22 protein-coding genes are annotated in these 21,472 nt (G+C 68.8%); 10 read left to right on the top strand and 12 right to left on the bottom strand.

Annotated features, from left to right (window positions below):
* Window positions 1-34 precede the first annotated feature (34 nt).
* On the bottom strand, window positions 35-340 hold the full coding sequence (locus BM286_RS13455) for a putative quinol monooxygenase (RefSeq protein ID WP_092923460.1): 306 nt from the start codon (window positions 338-340) through the stop codon (window positions 35-37).
* A 313-nt stretch (window positions 341-653) separates the two neighbouring features.
* On the opposite strand from BM286_RS13455, the gene BM286_RS13450 reads away from it, so the two are divergent.
* The 5 genes from BM286_RS13450 (at window position 654) to BM286_RS13430 (ending at window position 6,199) form a co-directional block, all read left to right on the top strand.
* A complete protein-coding gene (locus BM286_RS13450) occupies window positions 654-2,219 on the top strand; it encodes a methyl-accepting chemotaxis protein (protein WP_245779361.1) in 1,566 nt (521 codons plus the stop codon).
* A 118-nt stretch (window positions 2,220-2,337) separates the two neighbouring features.
* Window positions 2,338-2,703, top strand: coding sequence for a DsrE family protein (locus BM286_RS13445; protein ID WP_092923454.1), 366 nt, complete (start codon window positions 2,338-2,340; stop codon window positions 2,701-2,703).
* Between the two features lie 158 nt (window positions 2,704-2,861).
* Entirely contained in the window at window positions 2,862-5,255 is a 2,394-nt protein-coding gene (locus BM286_RS13440; RefSeq protein ID WP_167603409.1) for a PAS domain S-box protein, read from the top strand.
* 97 nt (window positions 5,256-5,352) lie between these two features.
* On the top strand, window positions 5,353-5,781 hold the full coding sequence (locus BM286_RS13435) for a winged helix-turn-helix transcriptional regulator (protein WP_092923448.1): 429 nt from the start codon (window positions 5,353-5,355) through the stop codon (window positions 5,779-5,781).
* Window positions 5,774-6,199, top strand: a complete 426-nt coding sequence (locus BM286_RS13430; protein ID WP_092923445.1) for a helix-turn-helix domain-containing protein — start codon at window positions 5,774-5,776, stop codon at window positions 6,197-6,199. Before BM286_RS13435 ends, BM286_RS13430 begins: the two co-directional genes overlap by 8 nt.
* A 39-nt stretch (window positions 6,200-6,238) precedes the next feature.
* Here BM286_RS13430 and BM286_RS13425 read toward each other — a convergent pair whose 3' ends face one another.
* Window positions 6,239-8,293: a glycoside hydrolase family 15 protein gene (locus BM286_RS13425; protein WP_092923442.1), complete on the bottom strand. Its 2,055-nt coding sequence runs from the start codon at window positions 8,291-8,293 to the stop codon at window positions 6,239-6,241.
* Between the two features lie 159 nt (window positions 8,294-8,452).
* On the opposite strand from BM286_RS13425, the gene BM286_RS13420 reads away from it, so the two are divergent.
* Window positions 8,453-8,797, top strand: coding sequence for a thioredoxin family protein (locus BM286_RS13420; protein ID WP_092923440.1), 345 nt, complete (start codon window positions 8,453-8,455; stop codon window positions 8,795-8,797).
* Between the two features lie 56 nt (window positions 8,798-8,853).
* Here the strand turns inward: BM286_RS13420 and BM286_RS13415 are convergent, their stop codons facing one another.
* Complete coding sequence (locus tag BM286_RS13415) at window positions 8,854-9,180, bottom strand: hypothetical protein (protein ID WP_092923437.1); 327 nt, start codon at window positions 9,178-9,180, stop codon at window positions 8,854-8,856.
* A 375-nt stretch (window positions 9,181-9,555) separates the two neighbouring features.
* Here BM286_RS13415 and BM286_RS13410 point away from each other — a divergent pair, with 375 nt between their 5' ends.
* Both BM286_RS13410 and BM286_RS13405 read left to right on the top strand, forming a co-directional pair.
* Window positions 9,556-9,933: a hypothetical protein gene (locus tag BM286_RS13410; RefSeq protein ID WP_092923434.1), complete on the top strand. Its 378-nt coding sequence runs from the start codon at window positions 9,556-9,558 to the stop codon at window positions 9,931-9,933.
* A gap of 108 nt (window positions 9,934-10,041) precedes the next feature.
* Entirely contained in the window at window positions 10,042-11,073 is a 1,032-nt protein-coding gene (locus tag BM286_RS13405; protein ID WP_092923431.1) for an NAD(P)/FAD-dependent oxidoreductase, read from the top strand.
* A 6-nt stretch (window positions 11,074-11,079) separates the two neighbouring features.
* Here BM286_RS13405 and BM286_RS13400 read toward each other — a convergent pair whose 3' ends face one another.
* Both BM286_RS13400 and BM286_RS13395 read right to left on the bottom strand, forming a co-directional pair.
* Window positions 11,080-12,360 carry a M20 family metallopeptidase gene (locus BM286_RS13400; RefSeq protein WP_092923427.1) on the bottom strand — a complete coding sequence of 427 codons (1,281 nt, stop codon included), beginning with the start codon at window positions 12,358-12,360 and terminating at the stop codon, window positions 11,080-11,082.
* 4 nt (window positions 12,361-12,364) lie between these two features.
* A complete protein-coding gene (locus tag BM286_RS13395; RefSeq protein ID WP_092923423.1) occupies window positions 12,365-12,886 on the bottom strand; it encodes a cupin domain-containing protein in 522 nt (173 codons plus the stop codon).
* Window positions 12,887-12,989: 103 nt separating this feature from the next.
* Here BM286_RS13395 and BM286_RS13390 point away from each other — a divergent pair, with 103 nt between their 5' ends.
* A complete protein-coding gene (locus BM286_RS13390) occupies window positions 12,990-13,964 on the top strand; it encodes a DUF3179 domain-containing (seleno)protein (RefSeq protein WP_092923420.1) in 975 nt (324 codons plus the stop codon).
* Between the two features lie 45 nt (window positions 13,965-14,009).
* Here the strand turns inward: BM286_RS13390 and BM286_RS13385 are convergent, their stop codons facing one another.
* The 5 genes from BM286_RS13385 to BM286_RS13365 form a co-directional block, all read right to left on the bottom strand.
* Window positions 14,010-15,701 carry a glutamate synthase-related protein gene (locus BM286_RS13385; protein ID WP_092923417.1) on the bottom strand — a complete coding sequence of 564 codons (1,692 nt, stop codon included), beginning with the start codon at window positions 15,699-15,701 and terminating at the stop codon, window positions 14,010-14,012.
* A gap of 179 nt (window positions 15,702-15,880) precedes the next feature.
* The gene (locus tag BM286_RS13380) at window positions 15,881-16,621 is read right to left on the bottom strand and encodes an NAD(P)H-hydrate epimerase (RefSeq protein ID WP_092923414.1); all 741 of its coding nucleotides are present in this window, start codon (window positions 16,619-16,621) and stop codon (window positions 15,881-15,883) included.
* 68 nt (window positions 16,622-16,689) lie between these two features.
* Complete coding sequence (locus BM286_RS13375) at window positions 16,690-17,046, bottom strand: DsrE family protein (protein ID WP_092923411.1); 357 nt, start codon at window positions 17,044-17,046, stop codon at window positions 16,690-16,692.
* Window positions 17,047-17,147: 101 nt separating this feature from the next.
* Window positions 17,148-17,717: a hypothetical protein gene (locus BM286_RS13370; protein WP_092923408.1), complete on the bottom strand. Its 570-nt coding sequence runs from the start codon at window positions 17,715-17,717 to the stop codon at window positions 17,148-17,150.
* A gap of 81 nt (window positions 17,718-17,798) precedes the next feature.
* Complete coding sequence (locus tag BM286_RS13365; RefSeq protein WP_092923850.1) at window positions 17,799-19,265, bottom strand: dihydrolipoyl dehydrogenase; 1,467 nt, start codon at window positions 19,263-19,265, stop codon at window positions 17,799-17,801.
* 270 nt (window positions 19,266-19,535) lie between these two features.
* Here BM286_RS13365 and BM286_RS13360 point away from each other — a divergent pair, with 270 nt between their 5' ends.
* Window positions 19,536-20,321 carry a TSUP family transporter gene (locus tag BM286_RS13360; RefSeq protein WP_092923405.1) on the top strand — a complete coding sequence of 262 codons (786 nt, stop codon included), beginning with the start codon at window positions 19,536-19,538 and terminating at the stop codon, window positions 20,319-20,321.
* A 32-nt stretch (window positions 20,322-20,353) separates the two neighbouring features.
* Here the strand turns inward: BM286_RS13360 and BM286_RS13355 are convergent, their stop codons facing one another.
* Both BM286_RS13355 and BM286_RS13350 read right to left on the bottom strand, forming a co-directional pair.
* Window positions 20,354-20,584, bottom strand: a complete 231-nt coding sequence (locus BM286_RS13355) for a hypothetical protein (RefSeq protein WP_092923402.1) — start codon at window positions 20,582-20,584, stop codon at window positions 20,354-20,356.
* Window positions 20,581-21,369 (bottom strand): DUF547 domain-containing protein, encoded by a 789-nt coding sequence (locus BM286_RS13350; protein ID WP_092923399.1) that lies wholly within the window; start codon window positions 21,367-21,369, stop codon window positions 20,581-20,583. The genes BM286_RS13355 and BM286_RS13350 overlap by 4 nt, the downstream gene beginning before the upstream one ends.
* Window positions 21,370-21,472 lie beyond the last annotated feature (103 nt).

Genomic DNA, 21,472 nt, shown 5'->3' with positions numbered 1-21,472 from the left:
GTCGCGTCGAAGCCGCCGGACTCACAACCCCCGCTTAGAGATCCATTTCGGCTGCCGAGTCGACTTCAAACCGGGTGACTTCCGGCTCGCCGGCGAGCAGGCCGGGTAGCGCCGCCTCGAACTCCTGGAAGTGTTCGGTCTGCGAGTGCGCCTCGAACGCGGCCTCGTCCTCGTATTGCTCGAAGAACCGGACCACGTTCGGATCGTCCACGTCCGTCGCCGGCCGGTAGTCGATCATCCCCGGCTCGGCGCGGGATTTCTCAGCGAGGTCGGCGATCAGATCGAGCGCCTCGTCGCGCTTCTCGGGATCGAGCGGAAAGACTGCGTGTAACACGATCATGCGATTCTCGCTCGTCGGCCGCGACGGATAAACCTCGGTCGTGAGGGCGCGCGATTCGGGCAGACGTGGGGAGCGACGGAGGGCGAAGAACACCGACGTGAGCCGAGAGAAACCCTGTTACGTCCGCGTTACCCGTGAGAGCCGTGCGTGATAATCGGTACCGACGAATTAAATCGGAGACCGTCACAGTCGCTCACATGGATTCGCGACAGATCACGGTCTGCGTCCCGCTTGGCCGTCGCTGGAGGTGGAGAGCGTGACGTCCGATCGAAGCCGCCGCGAAAGGGTTCGAAGTCGACTCGTCCCCGCAGTGGTGGAACAGAATCGGCTCGTCAAATTCGGACTCTCGATCGCCTTCGTCATCGCCGCGATCGCGGTGACGGGCCTCTTCACTATCCGACAGACGGCCGGGGTCGTCGATCCGGCCGCCCACGCTGCCGTGACGCGAAACATTCTGTTGATTATCGGCGTCGCGATCGTCGGCCTCGGGGCCGTCGGGGTGGGACTCGCACGTCCGACGATCCGTGAACTCGACGAACTCGGCCGACGGGCGGAAGCACTGGAAGACGGCGATCTCGATGTCGACCTCGAGCCGAAGACGAACGACGAGATCGGCCGGCTTTACGAGTCGTTCGACGCGATGCGGAGCGCGCTCAAGGGTCGCATCGAGGACGTGGAGGCAGAGCGGGAGCGCGCCCGCGAGGCCAAACGCGAGACGGAACGATTTGCGGACACGCTCGAGACGCGCGCCGAGGCCTTCGCGGGAACGATGGGAGAGGCCGCAGATGGCGACCTTACCGCTCGGCTCTCGGTCGAACGCGACGACCCGGAGGCGCTCCGCGAGATCGCGGACGCATACAATGAAGCGCTGTCGGAGCTCGAGACTACTGTCTCCGACGTGCGCCGCTTCGCCGACGAAGTGGCGGACGCGAGCGACGCGATGACGACGAGCGCGGAGGAGGTCGCCGCGGCCGCCCGGGAGACGAGCGGGTCGATAGACGAGATCTCCGCCGGCGCGGAGAAACAGAACGACCGGCTCGTCGAGGTCGCCGGCGAGATGGAGACGATGTCCTCGACGACCGAGGAGGTCGCCGTCTCGGCTGAACAGGTCGCGGCGACCTCCGAGCGGGCGACCGAGCTCAGCGACGAGGGGCGGGCGGCGACGCGGCGCGCCGTCGAGGAGCTCCACGCCGTTGAAGAGCGCTCTCGGTCCGCGACGGAGGCAGTCAGTCAGCTCGAAGCCGGGATGGAGCGTATCGGCGTCATCGTCGACACGATCACCGAGATCGCCGACCAGACGAACCTGCTGGCGCTGAACGCCTCGATCGAGGCGGCGCGGGCCGGCGAGGCGGGCTCCGGGTTCGGCGTCGTCGCCGACGAGGTGAAGAGCCTCGCCGAGGAGACGAGCGAGGCCGCCGCTGAGGTCGAGTCGCTCATCGCGGAGCTCGAAGACCGGACCGACGAGAGTGTGACGGAGATGACGGCGATTCGCGAGCGGATCGACGCGGGCGTCGACACCGTGGAGGCTGCGGAGGCCGCGCTCGCCGACATCGATGACCGCATCACCGAGGCGGACGACGGTGTCAAAGAGATATCCGACGCGATGGACGAGCAGGCCCGCGCGGTCAACGACGTAACGACATCGGTCGACGACGTCGCCGAGATCAGCCAGCGGACCTCGACGAACGCCTCGTCGGTCGCGGCTGCGGCGGAAGAACAGGCCGTCTCCTCGGACCGTGTCTCCGAGAAGGTGGAGGGCCTAGCAGAGCGGACGACCCGCCTCCGAGAGTCGCTCGCCACGTTCCGGACCCACGACCGGACGGAGTCGACGGGGATCGGAGGAGACTCCGACGGCACGGCCTCGGCCGCCGACGACTGACCGGTAATCGGTTATCCGAATGCCCAGTTCCAGTCGGCGCTTCTGTCCGGTAACCGCAGAGTAACGACGTAACCGGGTCCCCCGATAGCGTTTATATCGGCTCCCACCGCCAGTCCGTATGGGAAAGTACGCGGTGTTGCTCAGCGCGGGCCCGGACAGGACCGGGAGCGCGCTCAACGGGGTTGAGTACGCGCTCCGGCTCGCCGACGGCGGCCACGACGTACGGGTGTTTCTCGACGGGGAGGCGACCCGATGGCCGGAAGAGCTGGCGACGCGGGCCGACCACCCGCTCCGCGACGGGCTCGACCGGGCCGTGGGCGGCGGGGTCGAGGTCGCCGCCTGCGCCTTCTGCGCGGCCGCGTTCGACGCGACCGCGGGCTGTCGAAGGGAAGGAATCCCGCTTCTCGGAACGGCCGGCGAAGAGCACGGTCCGGACGTCGCGGCCCTCGTCGCCGACGGCTATGAACTGCTCACGATGTCCTGACGAGTGCGCGGGCGAGGCCGAATTGGTCTGATTCCCCACTCCGCGATTGGTTTCTTAAGCGTGCGTACCGAACGAACTAGTCGAGAGGCACACCGAATGAACGACGGACACTCCCCGCTTCGCCTGGCGTCATGAGCGATGTGCCCGAATCCGGTTCTGTGACGGGCGACGACCCGGAGTCGACGATCTTCGAACGGCTGTTCGAGCACACCCCCGATGCGGTCCTCGTCATCGACCCAGAGGCGAACCGCATCCTGCGGTGTAACGACCAGGCGTGCGAGCTGCTCGGGTACGATCGAGAGCGCCTCCTCTCGCTCGGCCCACCGGATATCCACCCGCACGACTACGATGTCTTCGAGTCGTTCGTCGAGCGTGTTCGCGACAGGGGGAGCGGGTTCACCGCAGAGCTGTCGTGTCACACGCGGGGCGGCGAGGTCGTTCCCGTCGATGTCACCGCGACGACCGTCCAGTTCGGAGGGGCCAATCGGATACTCGCGATCGTGCGGGACGCATCGGCGCGGACGGAGCACGAGCGCGAACTGCGCCGCCGATCGGCGGCGATGGCCGCGGCCGACGACGGGATCGCCGTGCTCGACGCGGACGGCGTCGTCGTCCACGCGAACGCCGCGTACGCCTCGCTGTTCGGGTACGACGACCCGGACGCGATCGCCGGCGCGAGCTGGGGCGAGCTGTACGCGACCCCGGACCGATTCGAACTCGACTGTCGACCGACGGTCCTCGACTCGGGAGAGTGGCGCGGCGAACTGACGATCTCCCGAACGGACGGCGACGACCTGCCCGTTCGAGCGTCGGTGACCGGCCTCGAAGGCGGCGAGTTCGTCTGCGTCGCCCGCGACGTGAGCGAAGAGCGTCGGCGGGAACGGCGCCTTACCGGGGTAACCGAGGCGAGCCGCGAGCTCCTCGCCGCCGCCGACCGTGATGATGTAAGCCGAATCGCGATCCGGACCGTCGTCGACGCCTTGGGCCACGAGCTCGCCTGCGTTCGACTGTACGACCCCGATGCGAATGAGCTGGTGCGGACTGCGACGTCGGACGCGGCCGCAGCGCTCGTCCGAGAGGCGGTCGCGTACGACCTCAAGTCGTCGAACGCCGGTGCGGCCTACCGAAGCGAGGAGACGGTCCAGAACGAGTCGAGCGCGAACGACGCGTACACCGACGACCCGTGTCGGGCCGAGGTCCACGTTCCGCTCGGCGATTTCGGGGTGTTGAGCGTCTTCGACCGCGAGGCACCGCTGACGGAGGAGGACATTCGGCTGATCGAACTGTTCGCCGGCGTCGTCCGCTCGGCGTTGACCCGCGCCGAGCGCGACGAGCGGCTCCGGTCTCGGCAGGAGGAACTGGAGCGTCGCCAGGAGGAGCTGGCGGCGGCCGACCGGTTCAACACCCTCGTCACCGAAGTGATTCGGTCGGTGCTGCGGACGACGAGCGGCGCGGCGGTCAGACAGTCAGTCTGTGACGAACTCGCCGACTCGTCGCTGTACGACGCTGCGTGGATCGCGACCGTCGGGACGGGAGGCGACGCCGACGCCGTGACGATCGATTCTAGCGCGGTCGCGACGGACCCGTTCAGCGAGACCGACGCGGAGTCGTTCCTCACGTCGCCGTTCGCGCGGCAACTGGTTCGGCAAGCCAACGAACTGGACGCCGCGGTCGTCCAGCGGCGACGGTTCGAATCCGAGAACGATACCGATACAGACGCTGAAGCCGATCCTATCGCCGCCGCAGTCCCCGTGGCCTGCGGCCGACAGCGGTTCGGCGTGCTCGCCGTGGCCGGGACCGAGGAGAGCGGGTTCGCCGAGACGACACAGAGCGGGCTCGAATTGCTCGGAGAGACGCTTGGGTTCGCGATCATCGCCGACCAACGCCGGAACACGCTGATCGAGAGCGACGCGGTCGAGTTGGAGTTCTCCTTCGCGAGCCCGCTTGGCGACCTCTCCGCGGCGTTCGACTGCCGGTGTGATCACCTCGGGAGCGTCGCCGACGGCGACGACACGCACGCGTACGAGACGCGGATTACGCACGGGGACTTCGACGAGATCCGAGCCTTCCTCGACGAGTACCCCGAAATTCGCGAGTGTCGACTCGTCGAATGTCGCGGCGAGACGTGTACCGTCGAAATCACGGTCGCGGGCGCGCCCCCGGGGCTGCTCGCCGAGGCCGGGTTCGGACTGGTGTCGCTCCACGCGAGCGACGGCGACACGAGGCTGATCGCCGAGGTTCCGAACGACGAAGACATCACGCGCGTGCTCGACGCGCTCTCGGAGTACTGGGACGACGTCGAGCTGGTCGCCAAGCGCCAGACCCCGACCCGCGGGGCGGACCTCCCTGTTCCGACGGACGGCGCGGCGGGGCTCACCGACAGGCAACGGTCGGTCTTGGAGACGGCCTACGAGAAGGGGTACTACGACTGGCCTCGCGACCACACTGCCGAGGAGATCGCCGAGAGCCTCGATATCGCCTCGGCGACGCTCCATCAACACCTCCGGGCGGCGGAGCACGCGCTCGTCTCGTCGTTCGTCGACGACGAGTGAGGGCCGCGGACCGAACCGGGTACCTACGTGTCTCGGTATCCCTCGCCCGAGACACGTAGCGTGGGTGATCATACCGGCGGCGCGTGACGCATAGTGTATGAGCACCGAACCGATCCCGCTGTCCCGACTCGACGGCTCGCACGAGCGCACGCAGCGCCTCCTCATCGAGGTCGCAGACGTGCTGGGCCACAAGTGGCACCCGATCATCCTCACGCAGTTACTGAACGGAGAGCACACGTTCAGCGAACTCGGCGCGGCCATCGACGACGTGTCGAACAAGATGCTCTCGGACAGCCTCTCGACGCTCGAAGCGGAGGGGCTCGTCGACCGCGAGGTGGTGAGCGAGAAGCCGGTCCGAGTCAAGTACACGCTAACTCAGCAGGGGCGAGAATTAGAGGCGGTCCTCGATCCGATGCTCAGGTGGGGTCGGGAACACCTGTCCGTCGACGGAGTCGAGGGGACGCAGAAGCCGACCGGCCCGCGTCTTCCGGGTCGCGCCGGCGGGGAGGTGCCGGACGATGAGTAGTCGAACGGACTTGTCGACGGACGTCTCGTCGGATGCGCGGGCCGAGCGCGGAGTCAGCCACCGGGGAACGAGAGCCGACGAGAGCGCGCTTTCGGTGAAAAATCCCACACGCGAGGAGGTGTTCCAGACGGTGTTCGACCTCGGCGAACAGGACGTTCGCACCTACGACGCCGTCGTCGAGGTCACGGGAGCGACGACCAGCGAACTGAGCGACCGCCTCGACCGCGACCGCAGCAACGTGAACCGTTCGTTGAAGCGGCTCCGCGAGACCGGTCTCGTGACGCGGGGCCGCCGGCTGCTCGACGAGGGTGGTCACGTCTACCAGTACTACGTCGACAAGGAGAGGTCCGAGGACCCCGTCGCTCACGCGATCGATCGATGGCGCTCCGCGGCGCTCGACGCCGTCGCGCCGGAGTAGCTCGCGGTCTCCTCGGAGCGTTCCGACGCCTGCTATCACTCAGTCAGTTCCACCGTCGGGCGCCAGTCCGAACGCCTCGTCGCGGACGTGGTTCTCGACGAGGAGCAGGTACGTCGCCTGACTCCATTGGAGGTTCGAGTTCCACCTGACCCGGCCGCTTCCGTCGACGCGCTCGGGCAGGAGCCCGGCGGTCGTCGTCCACTCGCGGGCGTCCTCGAACACGTGGTCCGCGACCGCGTCGGGATCGCTCCCGCCGAGCCAGCGCGCGGTATCGGCGTACGCCTCACAGAGCGGCCAGCCGCCGTCCTCGACGGTGCCAGTCGGAGTGTAACGGTCCCCGGGGTACCGGCCGAGACAGGGGGAATCGCCTGCGACCCACGCCTCGTCGGCAGCAGCCGCGAGCGTCGCGGCGACGGAATCGCTGTCCGCGTCGACGACGTTCCAGGGCCAGACGGCCATGAACGCCGCCGCGTCGGGCCGAGCGTCGGCCGACGGGTCGGACGGCGTCTCCGGGCTGTCCGCCGTGACGAGGGCGTCGCCGTACGGCGTGGATTTGAAACAGTACTTTTCGAAGTTCTCCGCCCAGACGGTCGCCTGCTCGCGGCACTCATCTGCGAATCCCTCGTCGCCGCGCGCGTCGGCGAGTTCGCTCATGGCGCGCAGCCCCGCGATCGCGGCCGCGGTGCCCTCCGTGCTGTGGCCCCAAATTTCCTCCCACGGGTCCTGGTGCTTCTTCGGGAAGCCGTAGCCGTTGTCGTACGAGAGGAGGAACTCCGCGGCGCGGCGTGACATGTTGTAGTGTTCGTCCAGCAAGTCGTCGTCGCCCGTCTCCCGCCAGACGAGCCAGTGGGCGTATATCGGGCCGCCGACCTGGTCGAGCTGGAGCGCCCGCCAGTGGGCCTCGCCGGTGACGTAGTAGTTCTGCCACCACGTCCCGTGCCGGTCGATCCCCCGGTCGTCGACGACGTCGCCGGTGATCTGGTTCTCGTCGAACCACCGGAGCGCGAGCCGCGCCTCGCGCTCGGCTCCGGCCGCGATCAGCGCCTGGGTGATGATCACCTGATCGCGCGGCCAGATGAACTTGTACGTCATGTCGCTCGGCTTGAACGCGCCCGCGATGACCCCGCAACAGCCGTCCTGAGCGCACTTCATCGCCGTCAGCGACCGCTCGTACAGGCCGTTGACCGCGGGGTCGTCGGTCGGGCCGTCCGAGACCGTCTCGTGCCACTCCTTCCACGCCGTCGCGAACGATTCCCGCTCCGACTCGTAGCCGCGGTCGAGGAGTCGGAGGGCGTGCTCGACCGCAGCGTCTTCGCCGTAGCCGAAGCCGACGCCCGTGAGCCACGACGCGGCGTCCGTCTCGCCGACGTACAGCCCGACGCCCGCGTCGAGGTTCCCTTCGCCGCGCTCGGCATCGTCGACGAACCCGTCGTTGCCCTCGTAGATATCGGCCCATGCGCTCCGGTCCGGCCCCGCCGCGACGCCCGTGTGGCCGATCCGGCGGCCGTCAAACTCGCGATCCCCGTCGCGGTCCTGTGCGAACGCCAGCCACCGGTCGCCGTCGGTCGCGACCACCAGCTCCGCGCCGTCGCGCTCCGTGACGTACGCCTCCTGGACCGCGTTCGGGTCCTCGTGATCGTGGCCGTGGATCCCGAGGTCGGCGACGGTGTAGAACGTCCGCTCCGCGACGGTTTCGAACTCGGCGTCGGTCTCGATCAGCAGGCCGCAGGTGTCGACGCTCGCGACGACGCGCTGCGTGAGCGTCCCGGTCGATCCCTCCTCGTCGAAGCGATTCTCGAGAGTGATCTCCGGGACTTTGCTCGAAGCGTACGAGACGTCACTCTCGACGGCGTCGTCGCGGGCGTCCAGCGTGTGCCCCTCGTCGGCGTTCCACGCGAGCGCGTGGAGGTCGTAGAACAGCTCGATGTCCGAACGGAACGCCGAGGTCTCCTCGATGATCGCCCCGTGACGGCCGCGGTCGGGGTCGTCGTATCGGTTCGCGGTCAGCAGCACGTTCGCACCCTCCTCGCGCGGCGCGCTGAGGATCGCGTCCTTGTCGCTCGGTACCGATGGCGCGTTCGACTCGACTGGCATGGCCGATAGACGGCCGACGAGCGGATAAGGACGAGGCGAAAATGTGTCCGCGTTACCATTCGACACGGAAGGGCGAGCGCGTCTCGCGGTGAGCCGAGGGTAACCCGCTTACCGCGCGGTTCGGGAAAGAATATCCCGTTTCGAGCCCTCCGTTCGGGTATGTCATCCGACGCGGCTTCCAGCGACGACGCACAGGTCGGCGGGATCATCGACGTGGAGAGCACCGAGTCGTTCGACGAGGCGATCGCGGAGAACGATCAGGTCGTCGTCGACTACTTCGCGGACTGGTGCGGCCCCTGTAAGCAGCAAACGCCCATCCTCGAGGAGTTGTCCGGGACGATCGACGCCCCGGTCCTCGGCGTCGACACTGACGAATACAACGGGCTCGCCGCGGAGGCGGGCGTCCGGTCGATCCCCACGGTCGCGGTCTACCGCGGCGGCGAGGAGGTCGAGCGGTTCGTCGGCGTCACGGGCGCCGACGAGATCCGGGCCGCGTTGGAGTGAGGACTGGAGGTCACCGGACCGACCGTGCTGGACGGCAGCGGAGAGACCGCAAAGGCCTACGCGCTCTCGTTCCATTGATCGGCACGAACTGCCGAGGATAGAGCGGCCCCCGCGACACCGATCGCAGTCGCAACGTTCAGGGAGACTGTCGGTCGGGTGAACCCGACGGAGACCTCGACGGCCACCCAGACGAGGAGCGCCAGCGCGACGCCGATCGCTCCCGGCCGGGCCCACCGTCGCCGCGTGTAGAGCTTGTAACAGACGATCGATGACACCAGACCGAACACCAGACGCAACACGAAACCGGGAAGGAGAAAGTTCTCGATCGGTGCGTTGTCGAGCGGTCCGGTCGGCGGTCCCACGAGTTCGCCGGACGGGGTCACGAGTAGCGCTGTGCCACCGGCGAGCGCGCGAACCGATAGCTGTCCAAGCAGTAGAAGTAGGAGTCAGAACGAGGTCGGACGGCCACGAAGCCTCATTGTTCAGGCTCGGGACGGCTCCTACACAAAAGTTAGCAATTCTCGACAATACCTCGCGTTCTCACCGGGTTTCTTTTGACTGAGAGGCGGTGAACTGCGACGGCTCGCCGACGTCGCTCTCGGTGCGAGCGAGTTTCTCGTATCGATCACGGGATTACGGCGGGGACGACGGCTTTTCCAGCGGTGTGTGACACGCTTCGTGAATGAGATCGGCTCGCGTGTGCGACAGAGGCACACGCCCGTTATGGTTACTTATAGTAACCGCACGTCTTCATTCGTATGGACGAGAGCATAGACCACGCGAACAGAGACGACGGGACCGACGACTGTACGACGACGGGGTCATTCGACGACCACGGAATCGATGACGGGTCAGAACTGATCCGGCGCACCTACTACCGACTGGTCACCGACGACCGGGACGCGTTCGAGCCGACGGAGCGGTTCCTCGACCGCCTCGCGGACGCGTTCACGCGGGCATACCTCACCGCAACCGACGCCTACGAGCTCCCGCCGCACGTCGCGGCCGCGGTCGACGACGCCCGCGCCTGGGTTGGAGCGGAGTTCGCGGACGAACCCGACGCAGACCTACGCGGGACGGTGATCCCGACGTTCTACCGGCATGCCGCCGGGTTCCACTGCGCGTACCGGGAATAGCGGGGCGGGCGACCGGACGGCGGAAGCGTCGGCCGGTTATAATTGATCGGCGTCTGTGCGGTTCGGCAACAACGCACGCTTTTGTTCCTCCCGCGCGACGAGAGCCGTATGTCAGCGGATTTACCGACGGAGTCGTACGACGTGGTCGTCGTGGGCGGCGGTCCCGCCGGCCAGACCGCGGCTTTGTACAGCACCCGATTAGGTCACCGGACCGCTTTGGTCGACCGCGGCGGCGGTCGCGCAGCGATGATGCAGGAGGTCCACAACCTGATCGGCACGCGAGAGGAGACGAGCGGGAACGAGCTGCTCGGGGTCGGGAAGGAACAGCTAGAAGAGTACGGCTGCGACCTCCACCGCGACGTGATCGCGTCGTGTAATCGGGCAGGCGACGACGACGACCGCATCGCGCTAGAGGGGAACAGTGCGGTGTACGAGACCGACGCCGTCGTCCTCGCGACGGGTTTCAACGACGTGCGCCCCGATCCGCCGCTGCCGCGGACGGGACGCGGGCTCCACTACTGCCTGCACTGCGACGCGCACATGTTCGTCGACAAGCCGGTGTACGTGATGGGGCACGCCGAGAGCACCGCTCACGTCGCCGGGATCATGCTCAACTTCACCGACGACGTCGACATCCTCACGCGAGGCCACGAGCCGGAGTGGAGCGACGACACCGCCACGATGCTCGACGACCACCCGATCGACGTGATTCACGCGGACGTCTCCGGCGTCCAGAACGGCGAGGACGGCTGGCTGAAGGCGCTGGAGTTCGAGGACGGGACGACCCGCGAGTACAAGGGCGGGTTCGCGATGTACGGCTCCGAGTACAACAACGGGCTCGCCCGCGAGCTCGGCTGCGACCTCAACGACGACGGGACCGTCGACGTCGGCGACCACGGCGAGACGTCGGTCGACGGCGTCTACGCGGTCGGCGACGTGACGCCGGGCCACAATCAGCTCCCGATCGCGCTCGCCGACGGCGCGAAGGCGGGCATCTCGATCCACTTCGCGCTCCGGGAGTTCCCGCGGACGCCCGAGGCGCTGCGGGAGGCCGGCCCCGTCCGCGACGAGGAGGTCCCGGGAATTCCGGACGAGCTGCTCGAACAGGCGGTCGACTTCCACACGTACGGCGACGAGTAGGACCGATCAGCGGTCGGTACTGTCGCCGTCTCCCACCCGCGCGGCGTATTCCCCCACCAGCCGCGCGTACGCCTCGGCGTTCCGCGCGAGCGCGTCGACGGTCGTGTACTCGTCGACCGCGTGGGCGGTGTCCGTTCCGAAGCCGAACTCCACGGTCGGAATGCCGTCGTGGCGCAGGTCCTTCGCGTCGCCGCCGCCGGTCGCGCTCCGACGGTAGATCCGCTCGTCGACGGCGGCCCCCGCCGCGGCCGCGCTCGCCTCGACCAGCGGCGAGTCGATCGGCTCGTAGCTCCCGCGACTCCACGAGGCGTCCGCGACAGATATCCCCTCGATCCCGCCGAGACAGCGCCGGATCGATCCGAGCGCGTCACGAGTCTCGACGGTCGCGGTCAGCCGCACGTCGACCTCCGCCCGCGCCGACGCCGGGACGGCGTTGACCGCGCTCCCGCCCTCGATCACGCCGAGGTTGACCGTCGGGTACCGGAACAGATCGCGGACGGTCTCGGCGTCGAGTTCCCCCTCGTGGAAGCCGACCGACTCCTCGACGATCGGCCCCATCTCCGGGGCGACGTCCAGCTCACGCGTCCCGAATTCCTGTTTCAGTCGGCCGACCGCGGCCGTCAGTCGGTCGATTGCGTTGACGCCGAGCATCGGTCGCGAGCCGTGTGCGGCCTCGCCGGTCGCCTCTAGCGTCAGCCAAATAGCGCCGCGGTCCGCGATCGACACCGCGAAGCGACCGTTCCGGGAGGTCGTCTCCCCGATGACGCAGGCGTCGGGAGCGAACTCGATCGCCTCCCTGACGCTCGGGAGGCCGGCGTCGCCGCCGGTCTCCTCGTCGCTCACGAACGCGAACCGTAGGTCGACCGGCGGCGCCGCGTCGGACTCCGCGTACGCGAGCGCGACCTGGAGCATCGCGGCGACGGCCCCCTTCATGTCCGTCGCGCCGCGGCCGTAGAGCCGGTCGCCCTCGCGCTCGCCGAGCGGGTCGCGCGACCACTCGGTCCCGTCGAACGGGACCGTGTCGACGTGGCCGACGAAACACAGCGTCCGGTCCGACGCTCCGGGCAGCGTCGCGACGAGATTGGGCTTCTCCGGGTCGACCGCAATCCGCTCGAAGTCGACACCCGCCGTCTCCAGCCGCGACGCGATCCACGAGACCGCCGTCGCGGTGTGACCCGGCGGGTTGGCCGTGTCGTGGCTCAGAAGGGTCTCTGCGGTCGAGACGAGGTTCGTCCGGTTCTCGGCGAGGAATCGCTCGACCGAGTCCGGGAGGCGTTGCTGCGTCATCGCCTCACGGCACCTCTCCGTCCATCGACCCGCGGTACCAGCGCCCCGTCTCGGTCCCGCACTCTGCGCAGCGGGTGACGACAGCCTCGCGACCCGACGCCGCGCCGTCGGCGCCCGGTTCGGTGACGCGGTCGAACTCGCTGTCCCGCTCGGCGTCGCAGTCGGGACAGTACCGGAGCCGCGGCATCTCGCCGTACTCTAGGGGGGCGCCGAGCGCGAGCGCACGGACCGGCTCGTCGCCGCGGTTCCAGCCGCGCTGGAGTTCGCCGCGGTCGAACCGCACGATCTCGTTTTTCCCCACCTCGACCGGCCCCTCCTCGGTCTCGAACGTCGCGGTGCCGGAGATGACGTAGAACGCCTCCTCTTGGACCTCGTGGCTGTGGTACGCGAACGCGAAGCTGTCGCCCGGTTCGAGCTCGTAGTAGTTCACGGCCATGTCCGTCAGCCCGAGCGCGTCAGTGAGCGGTCGCATCACCGCGGCCGGCTGAAGCGAGTTCTCCACGTCGTCGACGCGGACGCGTTTCATACCCGCCAGTGCGCGGCCAGTCGAATAAGCGACGCGGCGCTGTGCGGTGGCGGCCCCAACCCGCGGACGACCGAGTTATGTCTAGCGAGCGCCAGTCGCCGACGTGAACGTCCGACGAGTCCTTCCCCGAGACGCGATTCCGAGCGTCGACGAGCCTCGGTTCAGCGGCGCGTACGACGGAGACGCCAACGACGCGGTCATCGCCGTGACCGACGCAGATCCGCCGCGCGCGTATCCGGTGCGGTACCTCCAGTTCCACGAGATCGTCAACGACGCCCTTGACGGCGCGTCCGGCAGCATTCCGATCGCCGTGACGTGGTGTCCCCTCTGCGGGAGCGCGGTCCTATACGACCGGAGCCACGCGGGGCGGACGCTCGAGTTCGGGGTCTCCGGGAAGCTCGCGGACGACGACCTCGTGATGTACGATCGAGAGACCGGCAGCGAGTGGAAGCAGTCCACCGGCGAGTGTATCGACGGTGCGTTCGAGGGCGACTCGCTGTCCGTCCGCCCGGCGGCAATGCTCTCTGCCCGAGAGTTCCGCGAGTCGTACCCGGACGGCGTCGTCCTCGACCCGCCGGGGGGAGAGAGCGAGGCCGCGAGCGACGACAATGAGCCCGCCCCGATCGACTACGCCGAGTCGCCGTACGAGGCGTACGCCGCGGGCGAGGGGTTCGGGCTCGCAGCACACCGCGGCGCGGCCGACACTCGGGAGTGGGACGGACCCGCGGACCTCGACCCCAAAACCGTCGTTGTCGGCGTCGAGTTCGACGAGGACGCGGTCGGCTTCGCCTTTTCGCGGGTGCGGGCGGCCGGCGGCGTCGCGCGGACGACGGTCGGCCACCGGGATGTCGTCGCCTTCGCGACGGACGACGGTATTCACGCGTACGCGGACCCCGGTCACGAATTCGAGATGACCGACGCCGGCGTTGTCAGCGACGGGACGACGTGGAATCCACACACAGGCGCCGCGACGGACGGGCGCCGGCTCGACTGGGTTCCGGCGCGACGACTGTACGCGTTCACTTGGCTGGACGACCACGGTCCAGACGCGTTCCACCGACCCGACTCGCTCGACTGAGCCGCCGGTCTTCGCCGAGCCGACTCCCTCGGCCGAGCCGACCGTTCACCGCCGACGCCCCTCCGCGCCCACGCCCCCGTACTCGACGCCGGTGAGGTCGGCGACGTCCCGTTTCCACGTCGTCAGGTCGCGGCGCTCGAACTCGGTCAGCGCGTCGTGGCCGCAGGCGCGGGCCATCACCTTCATCAGCTTCACCGTCGCGGCGAAGTAGTTCGCGAGCCCCTCGGCGGCCGAGTCGACCACGAGCCGGTCGCGAAGTCCCTCCTTCTGCGTCGCGATCCCGACCGGGCAGTTGTTCGAGTCGCAGGCGCGCATCCCGAGACAGCCGATCGCCTGCATCGCGGCGTTCGCGACCGCGACGCCGTCGGCGCCGAGCGCCAGCGCCTTGATGAAGTCCGACTCGGTGCGAAGCCCTCCGGTCGCGATCAGCGTCACGTCGTCGGCGCCGCGGGCGTCGAGGTGGCGACGCGCCCGGGGGATCGCCGCGATCGTCGGCACCGAGATGTTGTCTTTGAACACGTCCGGCGCGGCGCCCGTCCCCCCGCCGCGGCCGTCTAAGATCAGGTAGTCCGCCCCGGCCTCCAGCGCAAAATCGATGTCGTCCTCGATGTGCTGGGCGGAGAGCTTGAACCCGACCGGGATGCCGCCGCCGACCTCGCGGACGCGGTCGGCCATCGCCGCGAAGTCGTCTGGGGCTTCTAAGTCGTCGAACCGCGCGGGGCTGACGGCGTCGGTGCCCGGTTCGAGGTCCCGGACCTCCGCGATCTTCCCCTGGACCTTCTCGCCCGGGAGGTGGCCGCCGGTGCCAGTCTTGGCGCCCTGGCCCGCCTTGAAGTGGAACGCCTGGACGTCAGCGACCTTCTCGATGTCCCAGCCGAACTTCCCGGTGGCGTACTCGTAGAAGTACCGCGAATTAACCGCCTGCTCCTCAGGGAGCATGCCCCCCTCGCCGGAGCAGACCCCCGTCCCGGCCGCGTCCGCGCCCTTCGAGATCGCGACCTTCGCCTCCTCGCTCAACGCGCCGAAGCTCATGTCGCTGACGAACACCGGGATCTCCAGTTCGAGCGGGTTCTCGGCGTTCGGGCCGATCACGAGCCCGGAATCGACCGGCGCCTCGTCGTCGAGGGGCGTCCGGTCGAGCTGGGCGGTGAGGATCTGGAGGTCGTCCCAGCTCGGCAGCTCCGTCCGCGGGACGCCCATCGCGGAGACGCTCCCGTGCTCGCCGATCCCTTCCGGACCCTCGCGGGCGAGCGTCTGGATGTAGTGGGTGTGCGGCTCGGTCTCGGCCTCCGGTTCGCCGTAGAACTCGGGGTTCACCGCGGCGTCCACGTCGTCTGCCTCGTCGGCGTTCTCCGGTAGGTCGTACGGCTCCGGGTGGTCGTCGGCCCACTCGGCGACCGCCGCCGCGTCGACGTACACCGCCTCCTCGCCGTCGCCGTCGGCTTCGATCCATGCCGGGAACTTCTCTAACCGCTCCGAGTTGTCGTACTCGCTCACGCCGGTGTCGTACCGGTAGTCCCAGCCGTGGACCCCGCAGATGAGGTCCTCGCCTTCGACGTGGCCGTCGCCGAGGAGCACGCCGCGGTGGAGACACCGGCCGTACAGCACCGACACCTCGTCGTCGTACCGGACCACGACGAGGTCGACGCCGGCCGCCCGGGCGTGCGTCGGCTCCCGGTCTCCGAGGTCGCTCCACGTCGCGACCCGCTCGGGGTCGCGTGCGCTCTCGGCGCTCATCGGCCCGTTCGCCGCCTCGTCGGTTCGGGTCGCTCTCTCCTCGCCTCTAGCCCCGCGTCCGCGTCCGTCAGTTCAGCCGCGTCACCGATCGCTGGCGTCATTGATAAACGGACACACTACACCGAACCGTATAACGCTCCGGTGAGTCCGAGGTAACCCGCGTGAACCGACGGGCCGTTCTACTCGGCGTCCGTCCGCGACAACGGGACGGCGAATTCGTCGCCGAACGGGTTGTCGTACTCAATATCGAGGCGGTCGTACACCATCGCCGGAATCGAGAGGTCGACGAGTAGGAGGTCACCGCCGACGGCCGCGAGCCCGGTCTTCGGCAGCGCGAGCGTGACCGTGCGGTCCGGTTCGACCGCGACCCCGGGCGCCTCTCCGGTCGTCGCGTTTGTGCCGGAGGGAACGTCGAGCGACACGATTGTTTCCGCCGCGCCGTCGACGGCTTCGATCAGTTCCGCCGCGGCGCCGCGGGGCGCCCCGGTCAGTCCGTAGCCGATCAGCGCGTCGACGACGAGACCGTCGAGCGCCGCGTCGATGTCTGCGTCGGCGTCGACCCATTCGATTGGTACGTCCATCGCTTTCAGTATTCGTAGCTGTTCCGCGGTGACGCCGTCGACTTCGGTCGGCGCGCGGTCGAGAACGACCCGGACGGGGTGGTCCCGGTTCGCCAGATGTCGAGCACACGCCAGTCCGCCGCCGCCGTTTCCGCCGTTGCCGGCGAGCACCGTGACGGGGAGATCGGCCGGTCGAGCGGCGAGAACGGCGTCGGCGAGCCCCCGACCGGCGTGTTCCATCATCCGGGGGAGGTCGAGGCCGATATCCTCCACGGCGACTCGGTCGACCGCCCGCATCTCTGCGGCCGTGACCGCCGTGACGGGCCGATCGTCGGGAGCAACGAATGCAGACGCGTCCATACGTTGTTGTTCGAGGCGGGATTCAAAAAACGGAGGTCGTCCGGGAGGTGTGAGGTCCTTTCGGCGCCTTAGAACGTGATAATTTCGTAGTCGTCGTCGACGAGCGAGCGGATGCTCGGGTGGCCGTCGTACTCGTCGAGGGTGACGAGCCCGGAGTCGGCGACGGCGTCCTCAACGCCGAACGCCCCGGAACAGAAATCACAGACGGCTGCTTCGTCGCGAACCGCCTGGTAGAGCTCGTGGTAGTCGCTCTCCTCGTCTTCCAGCTCCGGGATCCACTGTGTCCCAGCGCCGTCGAAGATGAGCTCGAGCTCGTCGTCGTCGTTCTCGGCGAACTCCTTGGCCGCTTCGAGCGCGTTCGCGAGGCGACCGTAGTCGGAGTGCGATTCGTTGCCGGCGAGAATCACGATTGCTGCTTTTGCCATCGTGTTCATTTATAAGACGCATACATACAAAACCCGTCCGCGGGTGTGTGTTCGGAACGTCATCTCGGCATGTGATCGCGTATCATACTCGTCGGAGCGCGTTACGAGAAGTGATCGGCGTCGAACGATTGCGGCTCGGGTCCCTGATCGGTGAACCGAACCGACCCGTCGTCGATGGCAACGAGGGCCGCCACCCCGCCGTACCCGTGCGTCTGGTCGTGACCGCGGACGACGACGCGGGCGACGTCCTCGGGAACCGCGACCGTCGCTGACCGCGTGAACGGCTGCTCGGAGTGGGCGTGGAGCAGCTCCCGGCGGCCGAGCCGCGTCCCGTCGAGCCGCTCGACCTGCCACCAGTTCGCGTACCCCTCCTCGCCGTCGTCGTGATGGAGCGTCACGTCGAACACGTAGCCGCCGTCCGTCGCCTCGAACGCGACGTCAACGACGTTCGCCTCCCGGAGGTCGAGGTCGTCGGCAGCGGGCGGTTCCGATCCGGTTTCGCCTGCGGTGTCGGTGTCGCCCCCAGAGCCGGTATCGGCGCCGCCTTCGGCGTCAGCATCGCCGTCGGTACCGGTGTCCCTCTCGGTACAGCCGGCCAGCGCTCCCAGTGCGCCGCCGCCCATGAGGCCGGCCAACAGTCGACGCCGAGAGAGATGACCGCGGTCGTTCATAGTGGGTGTTTGGTGGGAAGCGACAAAACCACTCGGCTGACCGGGAAGTCGCCGTGTTCGGCCGCAGCGCTGCCTTGACGGCTATCCGTGGTGATGATGTCCGTAGTCGTGTCCGCCGCCGCGTGAGAACTGCCCGGAGAAGGCCCGGTCGACGACCTCGGAGAGCGCGGGGTGGATGTGGACCGCGTCGCGGATGTCCGCAACGGTCCCCGAGCCGGCGGTCATCGCGACGACGACCTCCTCGATCAGGTTCGACGCCTCAGGCCCGATGATATGGCACCCCTCGATGTTCCCGTCGAGGTCGATGAGGACCTTCACGAACCCCTCAGCGTGCATCGCGCTGCCGCGGGCCGTGTCGTCGTATGCGTACGTGTTCATGGCGTACTCGGCGTCGGCCTCGCGGAGGTCTTGCTCACGTGCCCCGACGCCGGCGACCTCGGGCGAGGCGAACACCGCGAACGGCATCGCCGAGTAGTCAACCGGCTCTGGCTCGTCGCCCAGCAGGTTCCGGACCACCGCCTTCGCCTCGTGGTTCGCGCTGTGTTTCAGCAGGTACTCGCCGACCACGTCGCCGAGCGCCCACACCCCCTCCGCGTCGGTCCGGAGGTACTCGTCCGTCTCGACGAAGCCGTTCGCGTCGGTCTCGACGCCCGTCGCGTCGAGGTTCAGCGAGTCGGTGTTCGGGCGGCGGCCCGCGGCCACGAGCAGTTCGTCGCCCGCGACGGTCACCGGCTCGGCCTCCTCGGGCGCGCCGACCGGCTCGTCGCCCGCGCGGACCGAATCCGCCTCGGGGTACGGGCGAGCCTCGACGGTCACCTCGCCGTCGGCCTCCTCGGCGGCGACGGCCTCGTAGCCCGTGTACACGTCGAACCGGTCGGCGTAGCGGTCGGTGAACGCCTCGCCGACCTCCGCGTCCGCCTCCGGCAGGAGGTGCTCGCGCCGGCCGACGATCCTCACGTCGGTGCCGAACGTCCCGAAGAAGTGGCCGAGTTCGGCCGCGATGTACCCGCCGCCGACGATCACGAGGCGGTCCGGCGCCGTCTCCAACTGGAGCGCCTCCGTGCTCGTGAGGTAGTTGAGGCCGTCGATCCCGTCGATCGGCGGGATCGAGGGGCGCGTGCCGGTGGCGACGAGGACGGTGTCGGCCCGCAGCGTGGCGCCCGCGTCGTCGCCGTCGACGATCTCGACCGTGCGGTCATCGACGAACCGTCCGGTTCCCGAGAACAGATCGTGGCTGTTCGAGGACTCGAGCCCGCGGCGGATCGACTCCGAGCTCCCGGCGACGTCCTCGTTCACCTTCCGGACGATCTCCGCGAAGTCGATATCGGTCACCTCGGCGTCGATCTCGAACGCGTCCGCGCCCTCGATCGTCTCCAGCACCTCGGCGTGATAGAGGAGCTGTTTCGAGGGGATACAGCCGCGGTTGAGACAGGTCCCGCCGAGCCGCCCCTCCTCGACGACCGCGACCGAGTTCCCCCGGCCGGCCATCGCGTTCGCCACGTCCAGTCCCGACCCCGACCCGATCACGAGGAAGTCGAACTCCTGCATGTCCCGGTCGACGGGACCCGCGGTCATCAAGTCCCGTCCGCCGTGGCACGCGCCGCACACGACCGCGGGGCAGGCCAGCGGGAGAGGCGGGGCGGCGGATTCGCGGTTCCGAGCCGTTCGGCGACGGGATATCACCGCTCCGGCCTCGGCGATCGACCACGTCCGAAAACGACCCCGCCCGAGGCCGCGCGGGCCGGGCCGACCGCCCGACTGTGTTTTCGTCCCGCACGCGCAGCGGTCATTTATGACCGCTCGCCGCGTCGCGGCGGTATGACGCTCGCGCTCTCGGTCGAACTGGCGGCGGCGATCGCCGTCGTCGTCGCGGTCGCGGGCGCCGTCAACGGGGTCGCGGGGTTCGGCTTCGCCGTCGTCGGGACGATGGTGCTCGCCGCGACGCTCGATCCCGCGACCGCCGTCGCGTTCATGATCGTCCCGATGTTCGCCGTGAACGTCGCGCTCGTGGGCGACCTCACCCGCGAGGAGCTGCGAACGTGTGGAACTCGGTTCGCACCCCTGCTCGTCGCCGCGCTCGTCGGAACGGTCGTCGGGATGGCGCTCCTCGACCGGATCCCGGGCGCCCCGCTCCGGGTCCTGCTCGGGCTCGTCTCGCTCGGGTTCGTCGCGGCGAATCAGCGTCTCTTCGCTCTCCCGTCCCTCCCGGTCGTGAGCGACCCGGATGTCGCCGAGACGCCGCTCGTCATGGCGACCGTCGGCGCCGTCTCCGGCGTCCTGTTCGGCGCGACGAACGTCGGGGTCCAGCTCGTCGCGTACGTGCGGAGCTTCGACCTCTCGCACGGGCTGTTCGTCGGCGTCGTCGCGCTCGTGTTCGTCGGCATCAACGGCCTGCGAGTCGGCGCTGCCGCGGCACTGGGGCTGTACCCGGATCTCGGGCTCGTCCTCGCGTCGGTCGCCGCCGCGGTCCCCGCCGTCGCGGGGGTCGCGGTCGGAAAACGCCTCCGCGAGCGCGTGAGCGAACGCCTCCGGCGCGGGGTCGTCCTCGGACTGTTGACGGTCATCGGTGTCCGGCTGATCCTCGGCGGCGCGGGAGTCCTCTGACCGCCGGTAGCGATACCGCGCCTTCCATCCCCTCACCGGTCAAGCCGCCAGCGGATCGCGACGGCCGCGACGAACACGGCCGCGAACGTGACGCCGCCCGAGATCAACGCGCCGCGAGCGCTGGACGCGCCCGTGGTGAGGACGGTCGCGGAGGCGCCGCCCCCGGCGAGGAGCGCACCGCCCGCGACCCCGCCGAACCCGATACAACAGAGGCTCAAGAGGCCGACGACCGACAGCGACTCCAGCAGGCCGTCGTCGCTCATCGGCCTTCCTCCTCGGTCCGGAACGCGTCGAGCGCGAGCGACCAGTCGTACTCGCGGTAGCGTATCCGTGAGACCGCGTCGGGGTCGATCGCGTCGTGCTCGCGGAGGAGCGCGCGGATGCCCGACCGTCCGCCGAAGTCGCCGCGGTACCACAGGAGGAGGCGCGGCACGCTGGCGGTCCCCTCCTCGACGACCGTCTCGCTTCGCAGATACGAGCCGGCGGCGCGGTTGAGCTGGTCGTCTACGTCGGTCGCGTCGTACGCGGCGACGGCGGGACAGGAGGCCGCGCCGCAGTTGAGCGCGAAGTGGACGCGCGCGTCGGGGTCGGCGACCCGGTGCCGCCGGACGAACGCCGAGGGGAAGGGATTCGGGACGTAGCCCAGCCCGTACTTCCACTGCGAGCCGCGGAGAATCCCGTGTTCTATCTGATCGAGGCTCAGCTCAGTCCCGGCGACGGTGACGATCGGCTCGCCGAAGAGCCGACGACGGTCCTCGAAGCGGTCCGGGTCAGCGAGCAGCGCGGCCCCCGTCGCGGCGTTGTAGACGTTGAGCCAGAACGCGATCCGCTCGTCGGGTGCGAGCGCGTCCAGTTCGTCGGGCGAGGCGTCCGCGATCCGGTTTCTGACGGTATCGAGCGCGGGCCCGCGGTCGTCGGGAGTTCGGACCGCGCGGAGGAACCGCTGCGAGTCCGCGACGAGAGCGGGGGCGGCGGCGGACGCAGAGTCGGAGTCGTCAGGTGGCGACCGGTCGGAGTCCGGTGCGGGCGTCGACTCTGGAGCGACCATGAACGGACATCGATCACCCCGTGCGAATAGGTGACGCGGTCTGGTGCGCGAGGCGCCAGACCGACCCGGCGTTATGCCGTGGCCTCGTCTACCCCGTCCATGA

This window comes from Halorubrum sodomense (genome assembly GCF_900111935.1).
In the GTDB taxonomy this organism is placed as follows: Archaea; Halobacteriota; Halobacteria; order Halobacteriales; family Haloferacaceae; genus Halorubrum; species Halorubrum sodomense.
Note: the sequence above shows the minus strand (reverse complement) of the source record. Positions and strands in the feature narration are given on the sequence as shown.